Raw genomic sequence first — 20,236 nt, 5'->3', positions numbered from 1 at the left:
CCGGACGTTGATCCAACTTGATTTAGCCTACTATGAAGAAGCAAACTCTGACCCTCCTTACCGCTGCCTTTGCAGTGGCGGGGCTGCACGCTGCTGACTGGCCCCAGTGGGGCGGTGTGAACTCGCGCAACATGGTGTCCCCTGAGACCGGTCTTCCGGTGGAGATGGCACCAGGCAAGAAGCTCGGTCCCAAGGCGGCCCCCAAGATCGCTGGCCGTCTCCGTCCCGATGCTCAAGAGGCCAACACGGCCCCGGGCGCGGAGGACATTGATATCAGCACCACCAAGAACTGTCTCTGGGTGGCCAAGCTGGGCTCCCAGACCTACGGCACGCCAGTGGTGGCAGATGGCAAGGTGTTCGTCGGCACGAACAACGAGAGCCCTCGCAATCCTGCCCACATCGGCGACAGGGGCATCGTCATGGTCTTCGAAGAGAAGACCGGCAAGTTCCTCTATCAGATGGTCAGCCCGAAGATGGGCACCGGCAAGGTGAACGATTGGGAGTACCTGGGCGTGTGTGCCTCGCCTACCATCGTCGGCAAAAAGGGCTACGTTCCCGGCAACCGCTGCCAGATCATCTGCTTCGATGTGGATGGCATGGCCAACGGCAACCAGGGCATGCAGGACGAGGCCGCGTTCATGGCTTCCCCCGGACCTGATGGCAAGCCCGTGGAAGTGCCCCCGGGTGCCCAGGACATGGACATCCTCTGGGTGTACGACATGTACAAAGAGCTGGGCGTGTTCCAGCACAACGCGACCTCCGGTTATCCGCTCGTGGTGGGTGACAAGGTGTTCGTCGCCACCTGCAACGGGGTGGACTGGACGCATACCAACATCCCCGCACCGAATGCACCGAGCTTCATCATGCTGGACGCCAACACCGGTGAACTGCTCGGCGAGCAGAGCGCTGAGACGAGCGCCCGCGTGCTGCACGCCTCCTGGTCCTCCGCCATTGAAGCTGACGTCAAAGGCCAGCAGCAGATCGTCTTCGCCGCCGGTGATGGCTGGATCTACGGCCTGGCTCCTGAGACCAAGCCCAATGAAGAAGGGCTGAACCTGCTCAAGGAATACTGGCGCTATGACGCCAACCCGCCGGAGTACCGGAAGGATGAAAGCGGCAAGCCCCGCAAATACGCGGAGTTTGACGGCCCCAGCGAGATCATCTCCACCCCGGTGTACTACGACGGTCTGGTCTATGTGCCGATCGGCCAGGACCCCGAGCACGGCGAAGGCTTGGGCATGTTCAGCTGTATTGACCCTACCAAGACCGGTGACATCTCCGGCAAGCCGGTGTGGACCTTCAAGGGCATCGAGCGTTCCATCAGCACCCCGGCCATCAAGGACGGCCTCATCTATGTGGGCGACTATACTGGACGCCTCTTCTGCCTCGATGCCAAGACGGGCAAGGAGCAGTGGAAGTTCGATACCAAGGGCCACATCTGGGGCAGCCCGCTCGTGGCAGACGGCAAGGTGTACATCGGCAACGAAGAGGGGGAACTCTTCATCCTCGCCGAAGGCAAGGAGATGAAGGAACTCGGCTCCGTTGAGTTCCCGTCCCCAGTGATGGGCACGCCAGTGGCCGCCAACGGCGTCCTCTACGTCACCACCCACACGCACCTCTACGCCTTCAAGCAGGGCGCTCAGGGCGTGGCCAAGAACTAATTCAGCACCTGTCAGGCTTACACGCGGACAGGCTGGCATCCCCCGGCCTGTCCGTTTTTTGATTTACGTGCGCTGACCGATCCTTCATTTTCAGACAGACGACCATGACCGCTCAAGAACGACTCGACTCCCACCTCCGCGAAATCATCCAGTGGCACTTTTCGCCGGAAACTGGCAGCCCTTTCTGGCTGGAGTGGGCCTCCAAGAACTTTGACCCCCGCCAGGAGATCCAGACCATCGGGGACATGAAGAAGTTCCCCCACTTCCAGGATGAATGGCTCCGTGACCTGCAGCCAGAAGTCTGGGTGCCCGCAGCCTTCAAGGGGCGCCCTTTCAACATTTTCGAGACCGGTGGCACCACGGGCATGCCCAAGCAGCGCATCGGCTGGGAGGACTACAAGACGGACTACAGCGAGTTCTCTGAGAAGATCAGCGACGAGCACTTCCCCCGCGGCGGTGCCTGGCTCATGATGGGCCCCACCGGCCCCCGCCGTCTGCGCCTCGCGATTGAGCACCTCGCCAACGTGCGCGGCTCCTCCTGCTATTTCATCGATCTCGACCCGCGCTTCGTGAAGAAGCTCATCTCGAACAAGCAGTTCGACGTGGCGCGCCAGTACATGGACCACGTGGTGGACCAGGCGGCGACGATTCTCAAGCACCGCAAGGTGAGCGGCCTTTTCACCACGCCGAAGCTGCTCGAAGCCCTGGCGGAGAAGGTGGACATCTTTGCCGCCGGCATCCGCGGCGTCTTCTGCGGCGGCACCACCATGCTGCCCCAGTACGTGCGCTTCATTGTGGAAGAGGTGCTGGAAAACCGCGTCGGCTTCTACCCCACCTACGGAAACACCCTCATGGGCCTGGCTGCCAGCGTGCCGTTGCTGCAGGAAGACAAGTATTCCATCACCTACTACGCCCCCCAGCCCCGTGCTGTGCTGCGCGTGGTGAACCCCACCAACACGGATGAAACCGTGGAGTATGACACCTGGGGCCGCGTGGAGCTGACCACCCTGACCAAGGAATTCTTCATGCCGCGCTTCCTGGAGCGTGATGAGGCCCTGCGCCGCAAGCCGCGTGGCCCGTATGAATGGGATGGGGTGGCCGAAGTGCGTCCGTTCGGCGCCATGGAAAACAAGATCGTGGAAGGCGTGTATTAATTATTGAGATGAGCATTCCCCATCTTCCCGCGCTGCGCAAAGGCGCAGCTTATGAGAGCCTGGACAAAGTGGAGGTCAAAGACCACCGCACGGGCGAAGTGCTGGCCACCGTCAGCCAGGTGAACGCCGGCATCCTCCGCCGGGACCTCAACCGCATTGGTGAGGCCCGCGAGGCCCTGCGCAAATTCACCGTGGATGAGCTCATCGCCATCTGCGCCAAGGCGGCCGATTATTTCCTCAATGGCGAACTGCCGTTGGGCGACCAGGGACACACCCAGACGCCCGAGCAGTACATGGAGACGCTCAGCCGCACCAGCGGCCTGCCTCACGTGATGGTGAAGCGGAACATGGCCAAGGTGGCCGACTCCCTCACCAACATGCGGACCGTGCTGAACGGCCTGACCCGTGGTCTCGACACCAAGGTGATCGACGTGGGCTATGGTGAGCAGGCGGGCTGCCCCGTCAGCTACTACCCCACCACAAACGCCCTGGGACTGGTCATGCCCAGCAACTCCCCGGCGGTGAACTCCCTGTGGCTGCCCGCCATCGCGCTGAAGACCCCGGTCATCATCAAGCCGGGCCGTGAGGAGCCCTGGACCCCGTACCGTCTCATCCAGTCCTTCATTGCCGCCGGTGCTCCTGCGCTGGCCTTTGGCTTCTATCCCACCGACCATGAAGGTTCCGGTGAGGTGATGAAGATTTGCGGACGCGCCCTCATCTTCGGCGATGCCAACACGGTGGCGCAGTACAAGGACAATCCCAAGTTCGAGTGCCATGGCCCTGGCTTCAGCAAGATCCTCATCGGTGAAGATGAGATCGAGCGCTGGCCGGAGTTCCTGGACATCATTGCTGGTTCCATTTCCGAGAACGGCGGACGTTCCTGCATCAACGCCTCTGCGGTGGTGGTGCCCAAGTACGCGGCCGAGATCGCAGATGCGCTGGCCCAGAGGCTGGGACCGTTGGCACCGCTGGCGTCGGACGATCCCAACGCGAAGCTCTCTGGATTCGCCAATCCCAAGATGGCGGAATTCATTGATGGCGCGATCGAGCAGGGGCTCAAGGAGCCCGGTGCGGAGGACGTCACGGCGAAGTATCGCAATGGCCCGCGCAAGGCCGAGCTCAACGGTGGTGTGTACATGCGCCCCACCATCGTGCACTGCAACTCGTTCCAGCACCCCCTGAGCAACCGGGAGTACATGTGCCCCTTCGCCAGCGTCGTGCAGGTGCCCCAGGCGGACATGCTCGCCCAGATCGGGCCCTCCCTGGTGGTCACCGCCATCACGAAGGATCCGAAGTTCAAGGAAGAACTTCTGGAGTCGCCGCTCATCGAACGTCTCAACATCGGCCCCATTTCCACGATGAGAATTTCATGGAACCAGCCGCATGAGGGGAACATGTTCGAGTTCCTGTACAAGCGCCGTTCCATCGAGGTGGCCTGATCCAGGCCCCCTGAGTCTATTGATTGAATTGAGCCGCCCGCCCTGCTCCACCGGGGCGGGCGCAGCCTCCGGCCTGCCCGCGTGACATTGCAACCCCAAGCATAAAAATTACCCACCGTGACCGATTTGAACGCGTTTGATCATCATCCCCGCACCCGCCTGGTGTTTGGTGCGGGCACCCTGCAGAAGCTTGGTGCCCTGGCCGCAGATCTGGGGGGGAGCCGGGTGTTGGTGGTTTCAGATGCTGGCATTGTGAAGGCGGGCCACGCGGCACGGGCGATCCAGTCGCTTCAGGCCGCCGGGCTGGAGACGGAGCTCTTTGACCGGGTGCATGAGAACCCCTCGACACGGGATGTGGACGAGTGTGTGGACGCTGCCCGGGAGTTCCGGGCCGACATTCTGGTAGGTCTGGGTGGAGGCAGCAGCATGGACACTGCGAAGGGCTGCAATTTCATCTTCACCAACGGCGGACGCATGCAGGACTACTGGGGCGTGGGCAAGGCCACCAAGCCCATGCTGCCCTTGATTGCGATTCCCACCACCTCCGGCACGGGCAGCGAGTGCCAGAGTTTCGCCTTGATCTCGGACGAGGAAACGCACGTCAAGATGGCCTGCGGCGATCCCAAAGCTGCTGCCCGGGTGGCCATCCTGGATCCGGAACTTACCATTTCCCAACCGCACAAGGTCACCGCCGTCACGGGGATCGATGCGATCGCGCATGCCCTGGAAACCGCGGTGACCACCAAGCGCAACCCGGTTTCTGCGTTGTATTCCCTGGAGTCCTTCCGCTACCTACGCGCGGGGTTTGACCGCGTGCTGGAGTCGCCCATGGATCAGGAGGCTCGCTCGTTTATGTTGTTGGGCTCTGCCTTTGCCGGGACGGCCATTGAAAACTCGATGCTGGGAGCGGCGCATTCCTGCGCCAATCCGCTCACAGCCAAGTTTGGCACGGTGCATGGTCAGGCGGTGGGGTTGATGCTGCCGCACGTCATTCGTTTCAACTCGGAGCGTCCTGAGATTGCGGGCATCTATGCCGCCTATGGGGAGCATCTGCCGGAGCAGGTGCAGCACTGGCTGCGTGCCGCTGGCTTGAGTACTCGGCTGTCCGAGCTCGGCGTGACTGAGGCGGATGTGCCTGGCCTGGCAGCAGGGGCGGCCAAACAGTGGACGGCCAATTTCAATCCCCGTCCAGTTTCCGAAGCGGACTTTGCTGCGATCTATCGAGCGGCGTTGTAAGCAGACTTTCCATCTTGTTGTTTTCTAGTTATGAAGCTCGCCCTCGTTGCCTTTCTTGCTCTGGCCGCAGCCTCGGCTGCTTACTCGCAAACCGACACGAAACCCAAGTGGAAGAAGGTGTCGCCTGCGCTGCCGGAAACGCTGTCGCTGCATGAGAAGGTGGAGTGCTCCCAGCCCGGTGGATACCCGGTCTTGCTGGACATCTATGTGCCCAAGGCTGAGGGCAAATATCCGGCGGTGTTGCTGATTCACGGCGGCGGCTGGCAGAAGCGCCAGGTGGAGGCAGACAAACCTCTGGCAGAGCGTCTAGCGGCGCGCGGTTACGTGGTGGCTCAGGTGGCTTATCGCTTGTCTACGGACGCGCCTTATCCGGCCGCGTTGCACGACTGCAAGGCGGCTCTGCGATTTTTGCGGGCTCATGCGGCGGAGTACAAGATTGATGCTGCGCGCATCGGCTGCGCAGGCGGCTCGGCTGGCGGACATTTGAGCGGTCTCACGGGCATGACTGGCGGGGTGAACGCGCTGGAAGGCCCGGGTGGGAATCCGGAGCAGTCCACCGCCATCAAGGCCTGTGTGGTCATGGCGGCCACGATGGACCTGGTCGAAGCGAACAAAGAGAAAAATGCGGAGAGCGCCGTGCTCTTCTTTGGGCCGTTTGCCGAGAAGAAAGCCACCTATGTGGAGGCTTCGCCGATCTCCCATGCAGGCAATGGCAGCCCGCCCACCTTGTACATTGAAGGGGAGAAAGACACCTTGAAAGTCGGACGTGCCGAGATGCAGGACAAGCTGCGTGCCGCCGGCGTGCCCACCGAGTTGGTGACGCTGAAAGACGCGCCCCATCCCTTCTGGATGAGCCAGCCGTGGCTCGATGAGACCGCCAAGGCAATGGGGGACTGGTTTGACAAGTATTTGAAGTAGGCTCGTGGTTCTTTTGCGCGTTATCTCATGAACCCGAAGGGTTCGCCATGAATAGCCATGGTGTGTGGGTGTGCACATTGTACCGCGGAGCGGTACGCCAATGGGGTCCAAATGACTGGTGGCGCGAATCACGCGATGGTCTTCCGGGGTCGGCAACTCGATGGGCCTACCGCTCCGCGGTAGAGCGCCGGGGGCGATGCAACCACAGGTAGCCCTCGCTACGCTCGGTCGACCTGTGGCTATTCATGGTGAACCCTCCGGGTTCGGGGTAGGCGTTGTGGTGAGCGCAATGCGGTGATCAGTTGTGTGAGGCGAGTGATTGCAAATCGCAGAATGTTGCTGGTCTATGGTCAGGTTATCTCATAAACCCTCCGGGTTCGGGGGGGCTGGAAGCGCGTGGCATTCATGCGATTGGCCAACAGAGCATGCGGACAATCGGCGGGAGTGCCTGGTAATGTAGAAGAGCCGTCCCGGCTCTTGGCGGCACAGCGTCTAGCAAGAACAAGAACCGAGACGGTTCTTCTACAGTGGGCATCCGGCGGGCGAATGGCGTGACGCGCTGGCAGCTTGTGGACATCATCTCGTTAATCCTTTCGAGGTGTCACGCCTTGCGCCAATCCCTCTATCCCTTCCGGACCTTCCACTCTAGATACGTGATTGCCCGCAACACCATCTCCATCGGGCCCTGACGGAACCGATTGCGCCAGGCGATGCTCAGAGCGAGCTGGGCGAGATAGATGGACACGGCCAAGGCGGCAGCCTGGAGGGGGGACACTTTACCCATCAGCCCCAGGCCATAGCCCGTGAAAAGCCATGCGCACACGGCTGACTGAAGGAGGTGGTTAGACAATGCCATGCTGCCTGCCGGTGCCAGGCAGTCCATGATACGCTGGTCCCAACGAGAGCCCATTGCGGTCATGGAGGCGAAGATAAAGGTGCCGGTAAGAAATGGCGCAGTGAGCAACCCGAAGGCCAGCCCCAAGATCTCCCACCCGGTGCCGCCTGCCATGACTGTCGAGGTGGCGTACAAGGCGGCGCAAGGGAGGGCGATGACGACGCCCTGCCGGACGATCTTCCACCAGAACAGCTCGCTGGCCGCCCGGCGGCGCAGCAGGTGGTGACGTCCTGCCACCATGCCGAGGAGGAACATGGCCAGGGAGGTTGGCCCCTGGATCAAGAAGAGCCCGGCCCAAGTGGTGGACCACTCTTGCAGACGTCGGGCCAGGACACTGGTGGCCGATCCCTGCCAGGCATTCAGGGCTGCTTGGGCTTCCGCGTGCACGGTAGCGGCATCGGTGACTTCTTCAGCAGCGAGAAGAAGCATGCCCACTGCCGCCCAGAGGAAGGCGGTGATGGCCACGAGCCATCCGGCAGTCCGGAGGGCGGTTCGGTCTGCAACGTTTCTCAAGCAGATCAAGATCACGCCGCAGAGGGCGTACAGCGTCAGGATATCTCCCGGAAATAGCAGAGTCCCATGCAAAACCCCGATGATCAGCAAGGCTGCCATCCGGCGCAAAAGAGCCGGGGCAACCGCCTTGTCGCTGCGTTCCAGCGAGTCAGACTGCAGCGTGAAGCTGTAGCCGAACAGGAAAGCGAACCAGAGGTAGAACTTGGTCTCGAACAACAGGGCGACGAGCCACCTCGCCCCTTGGCTCCACACATCGGCAAACTGGGGATCGATCACACCGCTCCCATAGTAAGGCGATGCAAAGGCCATGATGTTCACCAGCAGGATGCCCGCCAGAGCCAGGCCGCGCAGGGCGTCGAGCTCCTCGATGCGGGTCGAGACCTGCCGATGGGGTGGCAGCGGGACTGGTGGGAGAGCCTGCCGGAGCTGACTAGGGAGCATGGGGCAATCTCCGGGGACCGGGGCGCGACTGCATTGAAATTATGTCCATCGGTCACGGCGGGCGATGCGTTGCGGATTTGCGGTGGGCTGCGGCTTGTCCGCCGGAGCCGGTGATGCGACGGAGGCATGAAAAAAGGGAGTCGCGAGACTCCCTTTTCCAATTCGATCTTGGTCCGTATTCGATCAACCCATGCGACCGCTCAGGTAGCGTTCGGTTTGCTCGTTCTCCGGGGTGGAGAAGAGGGTCATGGTGTTGTTAAACTCGATCAGTTTGCCCAAGTAGAAGAAGGCAGTCTTGTCAGAGACGCGGACAGCCTGCTCCATGTTGTGGGTCACGATGACGATGGTGTAGTCCTTCTTGAGCTGATGGATGAGTTCCTCGATTTTGGCCGTGGCGATCGGGTCCAGCGCGGCGCAGGGCTCGTCCATGAGCACCACTTCCGGTCTCACGGAAAGGGTGCGGGCGATGCAGAGGCGTTGCTGTTGCCCGCCGGAAAGACCCAGGGCGCTTTCATGAAGACGGTCCTTCACTTCCTCCCAGAGGGTCGCGGAACGCAGGCTGCGCTCCACGGTCTCAGCGATGACTTTCTTGTTCTTCATGCCCGCCACCTCGAGACCGTAGGCCACGTTCTCAAAGATGCTGCGGGGGAAGGGGTTGTACTTTTGGAACACCATGCCGACCTTGCGGCGCAACGCGATGACGTCGAGGTCCGGATGGTTAATGTCCACGTTGCCGAGGGTGATGTTGCCCTTGGTGATGCGGGCACCTTCGATCATGTCGTTGATGCGGTTGATGCAGCGCAGCAGGGTGGACTTGCCGCAGCCGGAGGGGCCGATGAAAGCGGTGACCTCACGCTGGGCGATGCCCATGTTGACTCCGAAGAGCGTCTGGCGGGCACCGTAGGCAAAGTCCACTTCGTTGATCTTCAGCAGCGGCTGCGTGGTCGCGGACGACGCTGCAACACTGCTGGAGGAGGAGCTGGACACGGAAGGAGGGGCGACTGTTTGAGTCATGGGGCAGGGAGGGTTCGCACTCTTTTGCCGGAAATAGGAGAGAGGGCTGCGGAATGATCAGCTGAACTGGCCACGCACGTAGTCTTCCGTTTTCTTCTGCTGGGGGTTGCCGAAGATCTGGTCTGTTTCAGCGAACTCAATGAGTTCTCCCAGATACATGAAGGCGGTGAGTTCTGCCACGCGGCGGGCCTGCTGCATGTTGTGGGTGACGATGACCACGGTGTAGTCCTTCTTCAGATCCACGATGAGTTCTTCCACCTTGAGGGTGGCGATGGGGTCCAGGGCGGAGCAGGGCTCATCCATGAGCAGGACGTCCGGCTTTACCGCCACGGCGCGGGCGATGCAGAGGCGCTGCATCTGGCCACCGGAGAGGCCGAAGGCGTTGGCCTTCAGACGGTCTTTGCATTCATCCCAGAGGGCAGCGGCCTTGAGAGCGTACTCGCAGGCTTCATCCAGCTCGGACTTCTTCTTCACACCGTTGATGCGCAGACCGTACACGACGTTCTCGTAGATGCTCTTGGGGAACGGGTTGTACTTCTGGAAGACCATGCCCACCTGACGGCGGAGCTGGGTCGTGTCCACATCGGCATCATAGATGTTCTTGCCCTTGATGACCACCTGGCCACCGGAGATGTGAGCTCCAGCGATGCGGTCATTGATGCGGTTGAAGCAGCGCAGCAGGGTGGACTTGCCACAACCGGAGGGACCGATGAACGCGGTGACCTGGCGGCTGGGGATCTCCATATTGATGCCATGGAGGGCTCGCTTGGTTCCGTAGTTGAAGTCCATGTTCCGGACGGAAATCATGGTCTCCCCGGTGGGGGCAGCCTCGGGCGCCTCGACCGATTTCGTTTCGGTGGTTTTAAGAACTTCCACGGCTTTTTGGGGTGGTTCGGCGGTTACCATTTGTATTTGGCGCGGAGTTTACGACGGAGCAAGACCGAAGCAGTGGCAAGGGTCATGACGAGAACGAGGAAGACGAACACGGAACCATACTGGGCGCGCTCCGAGTATTCATTCTGCGGGATACGGGCAGCCAGGGTGTAGATGTGATAGGGAAGGGCCTGCACGGACTCTGTGAAGACGCCGCCGAGACCTGCTTCACCCTGCCAGGGCAGCTTGTCCTTGAAGGCCAGGGCTGCGGTGAACATGATCGGTGCGGTCTCACCAGCGGCGCGGGCGATACCCAGGATGCTGGAGGTCAGGATGCCGGGCATAGCAAAGGGCAGCACGCTGCGCCAGATCGTCTGCCAGCGGGTGGCACCCAGGGCGAGGGAGGTTTCGCGGAAACCCATGGGCACCGCGCGAAGGCACTCCTCACTTGCGGTGATGATGACTGGAAGGATGACGAAGGCGAGGGTGAAGGCACCGCTCAGCACGCTCGTGTCCCAGCCCTGGAAGCTCATCTGAGTGAAGCCCAGCGGGATCACCAGCAGTGCGCGGTCCATTGGCGTATTGGTGAAGACGGGAGCTGCCAGCACGAAGACCCCAAGACCAAAAAGGCCGAACACCACGGAGGGCACACCGGCGAGGTTCAGGATGGCCAGTCGCACCCACTCGATGAACTTGCCAGGCTTGGCGTACTCACTGAGGTAAATCGCAGACGAGATGCCCAGGAACAGGGCCACCACGATGCAGACCAGAACCAGCAGGAAGGTGCCCACGATGGGACCGAGGATACCGCCGCCAGAGTAGGAGATGGTCTTTTCCTGGCGGAGGTTGTCGCCCAGCTGGTGCTTGATGGCGTCCGCCCCTTTCGGGTCGGTCTTGTAGATGTGGCCCTGCTTGTCCTCCAGCACGTGGAGGGTTTCAGGCAGCTTCGTGAGGAACTCCGTATTGATGAAAGGGGCCTTGGCCTGGAACAGGATGGGCGAGCCTTTGACAATGATGTGGAGGAAGATCGCCGCAGTGGCGAACAGGATGACGTAGGTGGCGCCGCGCAACACGGACTTGACGAGGAACTCGTAAGTCTCGCGATGCGACCTGCGCTTCGCAAAGGGGTTTTCCAGCAGGGCTGAATTGGCGGGTGCGTGCATGGGAGCGGAAGAGGGTGGTCTCGATCTCTGGTTTTAGGAAAGAACCAATCGCGGCAGGGGTCAGATCTTGGGAAGCTGGAAGCGCTTCACGACTTTGCGGGAGACGAAGTTGATGAACAGCGAGATGGAGAACAGAAGGATGCCCACCATGAAGAGCGCCTGCCAGTGGGAGCTGCCTTTGGACACCTCACCCAGCTCCTGGGCAATGATGCCCGTGAGGGTGTGGGCTGGCTGGAAGACCGTGCCGATGCCGTCTGAGAAGTCCGGGATGGCGATGCGGTTGCCTGCGACCAGGAGCACCACCATCGTTTCACCCACGATACGGCCCAGGCCGAGCAGCATGGCGGCGAACACGCCGGAGAGGGAGGCGGGGAAGATCACGCGGAAGACCGTCTGGAGCTTGGTGGCACCCAGGGCCTCACTCGCTTCACTGAAGGCGCGGGGCACGTTCTGGATGGCATCCTCAGCGAGGCTGAACATGGTGGGGATGGCCATGAGGGCGAGCAGCAGGCCGGCGTTGAACATGTTCAGACGCTCCTGAACGGGGAAGCCGGGGATCCACTGGAGCCAGGGGATGTTGCTCGTTTCCTTGATGAGATCTCCCACCACCGAGATGCCGATGAAACCGAGCACCACGGAAGGGATGGCCTGGATGAACTCAATGAAGGGCTTGATGAGCTCCTGTTCGCGCGGGGTGGCAAACTGGTTCGTGTAGATCGCAGCAGCCACGCTCAGGGGCAGGGCGATCACCAGGGCGATCACCGCAATCAGGAGGGAGCCGGTGAGAAGGGGGACCACTCCGTAGAAATCCTGCCAGGAGCTGTTGGTGATCCAGTCGCCGCCAAACAGGAATGCCGTGAGGGCTTGAATCAGCGGGATCGGCTTGTCCCACTGCCAGGCCTTCATCAGGGCCGGAGACTGCTCAGCATGAGTGAGGTGCTTGGGGAGCTGCTTGCGCACTTCATTGATCAGTGCGGTGGCTTCCTTCGTGTCACCCTTCTGGGGGACCTTCTCCATCGCGGCCTTGATGGCGGCCACATAGGGCGGAATCATGGCTTCGTACTCGGGCAGCTTGGCCACGATGGGCTCGATCTTGCCCTTATAGTCGATGGCTTCAAGAGAAGTGGCCTCAGCCTCTTTCAGGAAGTTGGCCTTGGCTTCAGGAGTCTTGGCGGACTCGGCGGCGGCCAGCAACTGGGCCTTGGCGTCTTCTGCCATGTGCTGCTGCACAGCGGCTTCCTTCGTAGCCTTGGCCAGCTCAGCGATCCCGTCATGGAGCTCCACGATCGGTTCGGTGGCCTCTTCAAAGGCTTCAACGGCTTCGAGGAAACCTGCATACTTCTCCTTCGCGATGCGGTCCTGCTCGGTGAACTCGGCGCTCAGGGTCTTGAGGATCGCTGGAGGTTCAGCGGCATCCGGCTGCATCGCGGTGAGATCGGTGGCGATCTGGCGGCGCTCTTCGGCGTTATAGACATCCGGGAAGGCCTCTTCCGCCACCGCTGTTGCGTTGGCCTCAGTGAGGGCCTGGCGGGCTTGGGCGAGTTTCTCCGGCGGGGTGCCTGCCGTTTCGAGGGCCTCGGTCACAGCCTCACGCAGACGGGCCGTTTTTTCCTCAATCCGTCCCTTGGCCAAGAACAGGGCATCACGGCGGGCTTGGGCCTTCTGGGTGAGGGTCGCGGTGTCCGCGTTGACGGCGCGGTTCAGCTTGCTCAGGAGCGCGGTGTTTTCCGTGAGGGGCTTCTGGATGAAGTCGCAGAACTCCAAACCGGCCTGGCGATACACCTTCAGTTCAAACTGGTAGGTGGGAAGGAACCCGGTGCCCTCTTTGAGGAGGGAGTACATGATCAGGAAGAGCGTCAGGATCGTGACGGCGGCGCTTCCTGTGAAAAAGTGTTTGATCAAGCTTTGGCGGTCCACCCGCAGCCCGAAGAAACTGGGCGGCTTGATGAGACCTTGAAAGTCACTGCTGGGGCTGGGCTTGTCCTCGTTCATGCGATGTTACGGGCAAAACTTGATCGAAGCTGGGACTGAAAGGGGGATCGGAGTCTGGTGAGACAAAAAGCCCGATGGGAGGCGGCAGATGCTGTCTCCCATCGGGCGAGATTCACGGGATGAGTGTGTTTCGGAGTCTTACTTGGCGGGGATGAAGCCCACCAGCTGGGAGACCTTTTTGCCAGCGTCGCTGTGCACGAAGTCGATGAACTCCTTAACTTTGCCCTGAGGGGCGCCGTTCGTGTAGAAGTAGGTGGGGCGACTGTAGGCGTATGCCTTCACGTTCTCAGGGGTGGGGGCGGTGCCGTCCACGGAGACAGCCTTGATGCCTTTGCCATGAGCGTAGGCGAGGCCCACGTAACCAATGCCACCGGCGTTGCCGGCCGTTTCAGCCACGATCTGCTCGTTGCCAGCCATCTTCTGGCTGCTGGAGGCGTAGTCTTTGCCCTTCATGGCCAGCGTCTGCCAGTCTTTGTAGGTGCCGGAGGAGGTGTTGCGGGTGTACACGGAGATCGGGCCGGCGGTGCCGCCCACTTCGCTCCAGTCTTTGATCGCGCCGGTGAAGATGCCAGCGATCTGCTTCTTGGTCAGGTTGGCCACCGGGTTGTTCTTGTTCACGACCACGGCGATCATGTCCCAAGCCACTTCATGCTCGGTAAGGAACACACCCTTCGTCTTGGCGAAGGTGCGCTCGTCGTCCTTCACCTTGCGGGAGGACATGCCGATCTCGGCGGTGCCGGCGGCGAGGTTGGTGAAAGCGGTGGAGGAACCTTCAGCCGCGATATCAAAGCTGACGGCGCCGCCCTGCTTCTTAAACTGTTCTGCCCACTGGGGGACAAGCTTCGCACCCAGCGTATCGGAGCCGCGCACGCGCAGCACGCTCTGGGCGTTCAATCCGGCCGTGAACGCGAGGGCCAGCAGCGAGGTGATGATGGTGGATTTCATGTGTTGGTGTGTTCGATTGTGTTTCACTCACCGGCTTGGAACCGGCTTCTCCACCTTCGGGAACAGCCCCACCTCCAGCAAGGTGGTGTGGGTGAACAAAACGTCACAGGAGCAAGGCAGGTAGGCTTGGGGCCCTCCGCTGGCGGCTGATCGCTGCGAAAGTTTCCCATTTTCAGCTTCAAGTAGTCGCAATTATGATAATTGACCGCTACAGAGGAATGAAAATGAGAATTTGTCGTAAGTTATGCGTGCAATTTTGAGAACATTTGCGTATAACAATCCTCACAGTTGATTTGCTCCACAATTTTGAGGCGCATATTTATGAAATCTCAATCATCGCTCACAACGGCAGCCAAAGCCGTCCTGGTTCTTGCCATTGCTCTCCTGGGATTCTCCCGGTCGACGCTGGCGCAATCCACCGGCTCATTCAGCCTGATCACGCCGAACTTCGACGTGAGTCTCCTCCAGAGCGTGTCATTCCAGTACACGCTTAGCCAAGGACCTAATGCCAACACGTTCTACTTCACGATCGCGAACACCTCCAACAATTCGCAGTCGTCGTGGGTCAGTGGCACCCAGCCCACCATCACAAACATCTACTTCGAGGACTCGCTGGATCTGCTCAGCTCTCCTTCCATCATCACCTGGACGGCGGTTGCGCCTGACAATGCGGTGTCCTACTCGGCGACTAGCGGGGGAAATCTGCCCGCCGGGCAGAACGTGGGTTTCGATTCGGACTACCTCTTCCAGACCAATCCTCCGCCCTCCAAGAACGGCCTGGATCCCGGTGAATCGCTGACGGTTGCTTTTCAGAGCCTGGGAACCTACTCCAGCCTGCTGGGAGCAATCAATAGTGGGGATCTCCGGATCGGCCTCCATGTGCAGGAGATTGGGCCGCAGGGGACTTCTGCCAGTTTTGTGAACGTACAGGCGGTGCCGGAGCCCGGTGGAGCGCTCCTGTTGGGCGCAGTGGGGGTGATCCTTCTCGTGCGTCGCAGGCGTCAGCTTCCATGAGGGATGGGGTCGGGCGAGTTGCGTGGGAGTTCTTGACGAGCCGCGTCTTCGACTCGAACGTGCTGGGTTTGACTCTCCCACGGCCTTCCTGCCCGCTCATGTCCCGACTTCGGAACCCCATTTCTCTGCTCGCTTTGACGGTCACCCCAGTTTTGGGAGCCGGCATGCTTGGAGCCCAGTCACCCGTGGCCATGAAGGCCGTGCCGGTCAATGAGAATCCGGGGGACGCGCCAGCGAAGAAGGAGCTCACCGCTGGCTGGAAGACGGAACGCGAGGCCCGCGCCCTCAACCTCAACATTCCGGCACCCCGAGGCCAGATTGTGGACCGCAACGGCGTTCCGCTGGCCCAGTCGCGAGTGGTGATGTACCTGGCGCTGAACTATCCTTTTCTAGGCAAGGATGCGACGGACGCGGAGATCGTCGGCTACGGTCGGTCTCGCATCATGCAGGCCAATTCCCTGCTGGGCAAGCGCTGGGATCTGGCACCTGACAAGTTGCTCTCCCACTATAAGAATCGTCGTTGGCTGCCGCTGGTCTTTTCCGCCTTTGATGGCTTGAACGAGGAAGTGACGGCTGATCAGCAGCGGAAACTGACTCCGCTACTGAAACCGGGCAGCGGGGTCCTGCTACAGGCGGCCTATTTGCGGGTGTATCCCAAGGGGGCGAGCGCGCCGCACGTCATCGGCTTTGTGGGGCGCAAGCGGGCACTGCCGACCACACCTGCTCAGGATGGCGATCCCATTTTCGAAGAGACGGAAGGCCGGGATGGCCTGGAAAAGTCTTTCGACAAGGACCTGGAAGGCAAACCCGGGGTGGTGAACGTCCTCTTCAATGCTGACGGTTCAAAGGCCACTGAGGAAACGGTGCGCCGTCCAGTGCCTGGCAACAATGTCGTCACCACGCTGGACTACAACTTCCAGAAGTACGCGGAGGAAGCCCTGGCGCAGAACACCAAAGGTGGTGCCATGGTCATTATGGACGTGAAGTCGGGCGACGTGATGGCGCTGGCCTCCTATCCACTGTTTGACCCCAATCTTTTCATCCCCGGGATCACTTCGGAGAACTTCCAGCGCTTGAACGAAGACAAGCGTCTGCCGATGTTGGCGCGTGCCTTCCGCGGTGAGTACCCTCCCGCATCCACCTTCAAGGTGGTGGTGTCCCTGGCGGCCCTGGACAGCGGCGTAGTGACGGCCCGCACAGGCTATGACTGCAGCCCCAGCCTCTGGATTGGCGATCGTTATTTCAAAAACTGGAACCGCGATGGTGAAGGCTACATGAACGTGGTGAGCGCCATCAAGCGATCCTGCAACACGTGGTTCTACCAGGCGGGCATGGCGATCGGTGCCCCGGCCATTTCGGATACAGCCATGCGCCTCGGCTTTGGCGAGCGCACGGGCATCCCTCTCGCGGCGGAGTCGGCTGGATTCGTCCCCACCGACGCGTGGTGGATGGGGCGCTACGGTTCCAAGATGATGAGTGGCGACATCGCCAACTTCTCCATTGGCCAGGGGGCCACCCTGGTGACGCCTCTTCAGACAGTGCAGGCCATGGCCGCCCTTGCCGATGGGGTGAATATGCCGCAGGCCCGTCTGGTGAAACAGATCCAAGACCCCAACGACCGGGTCGTACAGGCTTTTTCTCCCGCCACCCGCCGCCACGTGAACCTCCGTCAGGATGTGCGTGAGACGGTGGTTAAAGGCATGGTGGCCGTGGTCAATGGTTCCGGTGGCACGGGGCGTGCCGCAGCTCTTGAGCAGTGCCAGATCGCTGGCAAGACCGGTACCGCGCAGTGGAAGCCGGCGGAAGACCGCAACCTCGCCTGGTTCACGGGCTTCCTTCCTGCTGACAATCCTGTGTATGCCTACGCAGTGATCTATGAAGGTCAGCCGGGTGAAGACGTCAGCGGTGGGCGCAAAGCGGCCCCCATCGTGCATGACGTGTTCGAGCGCATTCTGAAGGATGGCAATCCCGAGGAGCCGCTCCTGCTGGCGGTCCAGGCGGAAGGCACGGCCAAGGGTATCCCTGTTTCCAGCGACGATGAGGAAGTCGAAGGGGGGCGCAGCTACGATTCCGGTTCAGGTCCTGCAGCTGGTGGCGCGCCTCCGCCTCCGCCGCCGCCTCAGGAGGAGCGCAAAGGCTTCGGTGGATTCTTGCGGAAGCTGTTCGGTCGTTAGTCGAGAAAAGGGCAGGCCCAAGCTGGGTTCCGTCACGATTCACCCAGACCGCATGCAACTCCTGCTCGCAACCCTCTGTGACTTTGCCGCAGACTATCAGGGCAAACTCTGCATCACGGGGGCGTTTGACACCCTGTGCGCCCCGGAGTTTCCAGTGGTGCATCCTCAATGCTCCCTCGCTGTCAGGCTTCTGTTTGAGCCGCGTGACGTGGGGCGTCACCAGATGGTCATCGTTTTGCAGGATGAAAGCGGGGCGGAAGTGATGCCACCCTATCCACCCACGGTGGACGTGGCCTTCCCGCCCGGTGCGGTGCCCTTTGTCACGCGCAACATCGTCCTCAATCTTCAGCGGCTGCGTTTTGAAACGACGGGCGTGTACCGTTTCGTGATCCGCCTGGATGAACAATTGCTCATCAATCTTCCGTTCCGTGTGACCCGTTTTGAAGAAATGCGGGCCTCCAGCGGACCGGCGGGTTGAGGTCGTGGGGATTCTCACGGCCTGAGCCGGGCTCTGTCGCGTAAAATTGTTGCAGGATGCGCCAAAGCCTTGCCTGATTCCTGCGTCACGATTCCCATCATGTCCTCTTCCATCGAGATTCCGCCCCTCACTCTGGACGTCACCCAGGCCCAGTCGCCGGTTCGCCAGATATCCGTGTTCCTGCACAACCAGGTGGGGGCGCTGCTCTCACTGGTGAAACTGCTCAACGATCACCAGATCGAGGTGCTCGGCTTCTCGGTGCAGGACTCCGTCGAACTGACGTTGGTCCGCCTGGTGGTCACCGATCCTGACGGTGCGCACAACACGCTTACACAGCACGGGCACTCCTGCACCTCCCGGACCATCGTGGTGGTGGAGCTCAAGGAGGGGGTGCACGACCTCGGGCACGCCCTGGCCGCGCTGCTGGGTGCGGAGATTAACATTCACCACACCTATCCGTTGTTGGCTAGAACCCATGGCAAGCCTTTGCTCGCCTTGTATCTGGATGACCCGGAGGTGGGGGCGGAATCGCTCAACAAGAGCGGTTTTGTGGTGCTCTCCCAGGGGGATCTCAGCCGTTAGTCACGGCTTCGTGGAGGTGCATTTGGTGCACGTTATTCTATGAGTCTCCAGTAAGTGGGAATTGCTCAACACGTGACGCAATCGTAACACAGCCTGTCTCGACGATTTTATGTGTCAACGCCAGTATTGGCGCGCCGAGCCCCCTCGGCGATCAACACACACAACTCCGACAAGACACGCATGAAATTGAAAACATCTCTGTTCCTGCTCACGGCAGGTCTCCTTTCCAGCGCCCACGCTGGTGAGGTGATGGTCGCCTCCGGAAAGGGCGTTGAGCCCGCGGTGCAACCCGCCGGATCCGAAAAGTCCATCTACGACAAGATCTGGGGACTGGCCACGCTCTACAAGAACGACGAGAACGACTTCATCCAGGAGTTCGCGCTTCAGGGCCGTATCCAGCTTCAGTGGGCTGATGGTGACTCCGACCAGGGCGACTTCAGCTCCGGTGACCGCCCCGAAGAAACCCGCTGGGGTGACATCGAAGTGCGCCGCTGGCGCCTTGGCTTCAAGTCGAAGATCCTTCGTCAATTCAAGCTCGAAGGTCAGATCGACGTCAACCCGAACTTCGAACTCGAACAGGGTGCCAATCCTGAGTTGGGCGACGGTTTCTACCGTGACATCTATGACCTCTACCTGACCTGGGCTCCGAACGACAAGTTCAACCTCAGCGTTGGTAAGACCAAGGCCAAGTTCTTCTCCCACGAGTATTTCACTTCCTCCAAGGAAATCATCGTGTTCGAGCGCAGCCTGCTCGTGAACCAGATCCGCCCTGCTGAGCTCACCGGCGTGTGGGTCAACGGCAAGATCGACAACTTCATCTACGCTCTCGCGGCGTTTGGTGGCCAGTACAATCCTGAGTTCGGTGGCCTTGAAGAAGGTGCTGTGGTTCAGGCCAGCGTTGGTTATGACCTGGGCCCTGCCCTTGGTCTTGAGAAAGCCATCACCAAGCTCGACTACCAGTGGAGCTCGGACAACTCGAACACCGAAGGTCCTGCCAGCTATGAGCACGCCTTCTCCCTCAACACCAACATCGAGCAGGGCCGCTTCGGTCTCTACACCGATGTGCTTGGCGCCACCGGATTCGGTGAAATCGGCGATGTCTGGGGCGTGATCGTGACTCCCTCCGTGTATGTGGCTGACAGCCTCCAGTTGGTGGTTCGCTACCAGTACGCCCACGGTGACAATGATGGCCTTCGCCTTCAGAGCCGTTATGAGCGCCTTGCTCCTGACCTCACCGACGGTGGTCGTGGCGACGAATACCAGGCCGTTTACATGGGCCTCAACTACTACCTGTACGGCCACAAGCTGAAGCTCATGGGCGGTGTTGAATACAACACCATGACCGGCGGTGGCGACGGTGGCGACTATGACGGCTGGACCACCCTGGTGGGCCTCCGCATGTTCTTCTAAGCTGTATAATTCTAGGGTCACGTTGGGTTTGGTTGTTTCCAACTGGGCTTAAAAAACAAAGGCGTGGTGGCAACACCACGCCTTTCGTATTTTCCGGTTATGACGTTGACGAAAGCGTTGCTTGGACGGGGCTGCGGGAGGTGATAGCGCAGGGCTGTGACCTCATCCGCCACCCTGGAAGGGCCCCGCGAGGGGCAGGCCCGCACCATCCCCGCCTGGACCCTGGAACTGGCCCTGCCCGCCCTGGTGCTGGTGGCCGGCAGTTATGTCATGAACCTAACTGGGGCGGACCTGAAGTTCCAGCGCCTGGTTTACTCCCCGGAGACAGGCTGGC

Annotated in this window: 16 protein-coding genes; 10 read left to right on the top strand and 6 right to left on the bottom strand. The window is 60.8% G+C overall.

The window, feature by feature from the left end; genetic code table 11:
- The first annotated feature begins 32 nt into the window (after positions 1-32).
- From BV106_RS31920 to BV106_RS31900, 5 genes are all read left to right on the top strand, one after another.
- On the top strand, positions 33-1,661 hold the full coding sequence (locus BV106_RS31920; protein ID WP_038171717.1) for a PQQ-binding-like beta-propeller repeat protein: 1,629 nt from the start codon (positions 33-35) through the stop codon (positions 1,659-1,661).
- Positions 1,662-1,765: 104 nt separating this feature from the next.
- Positions 1,766-2,815: a hypothetical protein gene (locus BV106_RS31915; RefSeq protein ID WP_038171715.1), complete on the top strand. Its 1,050-nt coding sequence runs from the start codon at positions 1,766-1,768 to the stop codon at positions 2,813-2,815.
- Between the two features lie 8 nt (positions 2,816-2,823).
- Entirely contained in the window at positions 2,824-4,254 is a 1,431-nt protein-coding gene (locus tag BV106_RS31910) for an aldehyde dehydrogenase family protein (RefSeq protein ID WP_038171713.1), read from the top strand.
- 117 nt (positions 4,255-4,371) lie between these two features.
- Positions 4,372-5,490, top strand: coding sequence for an iron-containing alcohol dehydrogenase (locus tag BV106_RS31905; RefSeq protein WP_038171711.1), 1,119 nt, complete (start codon positions 4,372-4,374; stop codon positions 5,488-5,490).
- Positions 5,491-5,520: 30 nt separating this feature from the next.
- On the top strand, positions 5,521-6,408 hold the full coding sequence (locus BV106_RS31900; protein WP_081892506.1) for an alpha/beta hydrolase: 888 nt from the start codon (positions 5,521-5,523) through the stop codon (positions 6,406-6,408).
- Positions 6,409-7,030: 622 nt separating this feature from the next.
- On the opposite strand, the gene BV106_RS31895 is transcribed toward BV106_RS31900, so the two are convergent.
- The 6 genes from BV106_RS31895 to BV106_RS31870 all read right to left on the bottom strand — a co-directional run bounded on the left by BV106_RS31895 (position 7,031) and on the right by BV106_RS31870 (position 14,244).
- Positions 7,031-8,257, bottom strand: a complete 1,227-nt coding sequence (locus BV106_RS31895) for a DUF418 domain-containing protein (protein ID WP_051946674.1) — start codon at positions 8,255-8,257, stop codon at positions 7,031-7,033.
- 183 nt (positions 8,258-8,440) lie between these two features.
- A complete protein-coding gene (gene pstB, locus BV106_RS31890; protein ID WP_081892505.1) occupies positions 8,441-9,271 on the bottom strand; it encodes a phosphate ABC transporter ATP-binding protein PstB in 831 nt (276 codons plus the stop codon).
- Between the two features lie 57 nt (positions 9,272-9,328).
- The gene (pstB, locus tag BV106_RS31885) at positions 9,329-10,078 is read right to left on the bottom strand and encodes a phosphate ABC transporter ATP-binding protein PstB (RefSeq protein ID WP_265596335.1); all 750 of its coding nucleotides are present in this window, start codon (positions 10,076-10,078) and stop codon (positions 9,329-9,331) included.
- A 92-nt stretch (positions 10,079-10,170) separates the two neighbouring features.
- Positions 10,171-11,307, bottom strand: a complete 1,137-nt coding sequence (gene pstA, locus BV106_RS31880; protein ID WP_038171705.1) for a phosphate ABC transporter permease PstA — start codon at positions 11,305-11,307, stop codon at positions 10,171-10,173.
- A gap of 60 nt (positions 11,308-11,367) precedes the next feature.
- Positions 11,368-13,299, bottom strand: a complete 1,932-nt coding sequence (gene pstC / locus BV106_RS36565) for a phosphate ABC transporter permease subunit PstC (RefSeq protein ID WP_051946672.1) — start codon at positions 13,297-13,299, stop codon at positions 11,368-11,370.
- Positions 13,300-13,437: 138 nt separating this feature from the next.
- Positions 13,438-14,244, bottom strand: a complete 807-nt coding sequence (locus tag BV106_RS31870) for a phosphate ABC transporter substrate-binding protein (protein WP_038171703.1) — start codon at positions 14,242-14,244, stop codon at positions 13,438-13,440.
- A gap of 321 nt (positions 14,245-14,565) precedes the next feature.
- Between BV106_RS31870 and BV106_RS31865 the strand changes: the two genes are divergently transcribed.
- The 5 genes from BV106_RS31865 (at position 14,566) to BV106_RS31845 (ending at position 19,902) form a co-directional block, all read left to right on the top strand.
- Positions 14,566-15,258: a PEP-CTERM sorting domain-containing protein gene (locus BV106_RS31865; protein WP_038171702.1), complete on the top strand. Its 693-nt coding sequence runs from the start codon at positions 14,566-14,568 to the stop codon at positions 15,256-15,258.
- A 98-nt stretch (positions 15,259-15,356) separates the two neighbouring features.
- Positions 15,357-17,432, top strand: coding sequence for a penicillin-binding protein 2 (gene mrdA / locus BV106_RS31860; protein WP_265596285.1), 2,076 nt, complete (start codon positions 15,357-15,359; stop codon positions 17,430-17,432).
- Between the two features lie 52 nt (positions 17,433-17,484).
- A complete protein-coding gene (locus BV106_RS31855) occupies positions 17,485-17,910 on the top strand; it encodes a hypothetical protein (protein WP_038171697.1) in 426 nt (141 codons plus the stop codon).
- 99 nt (positions 17,911-18,009) lie between these two features.
- Positions 18,010-18,492, top strand: a complete 483-nt coding sequence (locus BV106_RS31850) for a hypothetical protein (RefSeq protein ID WP_051946670.1) — start codon at positions 18,010-18,012, stop codon at positions 18,490-18,492.
- Between the two features lie 180 nt (positions 18,493-18,672).
- Positions 18,673-19,902 (top strand): porin, encoded by a 1,230-nt coding sequence (locus BV106_RS31845; protein WP_038171694.1) that lies wholly within the window; start codon positions 18,673-18,675, stop codon positions 19,900-19,902.
- Positions 19,903-20,236: the final 334 nt, after the last annotated feature.

Source organism: Verrucomicrobium sp. BvORR106 (genome assembly GCF_000739655.1).
Taxonomy (GTDB): Bacteria; Verrucomicrobiota; Verrucomicrobiia; order Verrucomicrobiales; family Verrucomicrobiaceae; genus Verrucomicrobium.
The sequence above is the reverse complement of the archived record's forward strand: the minus strand, read 5'-3'. Positions and strand labels throughout refer to the sequence as shown.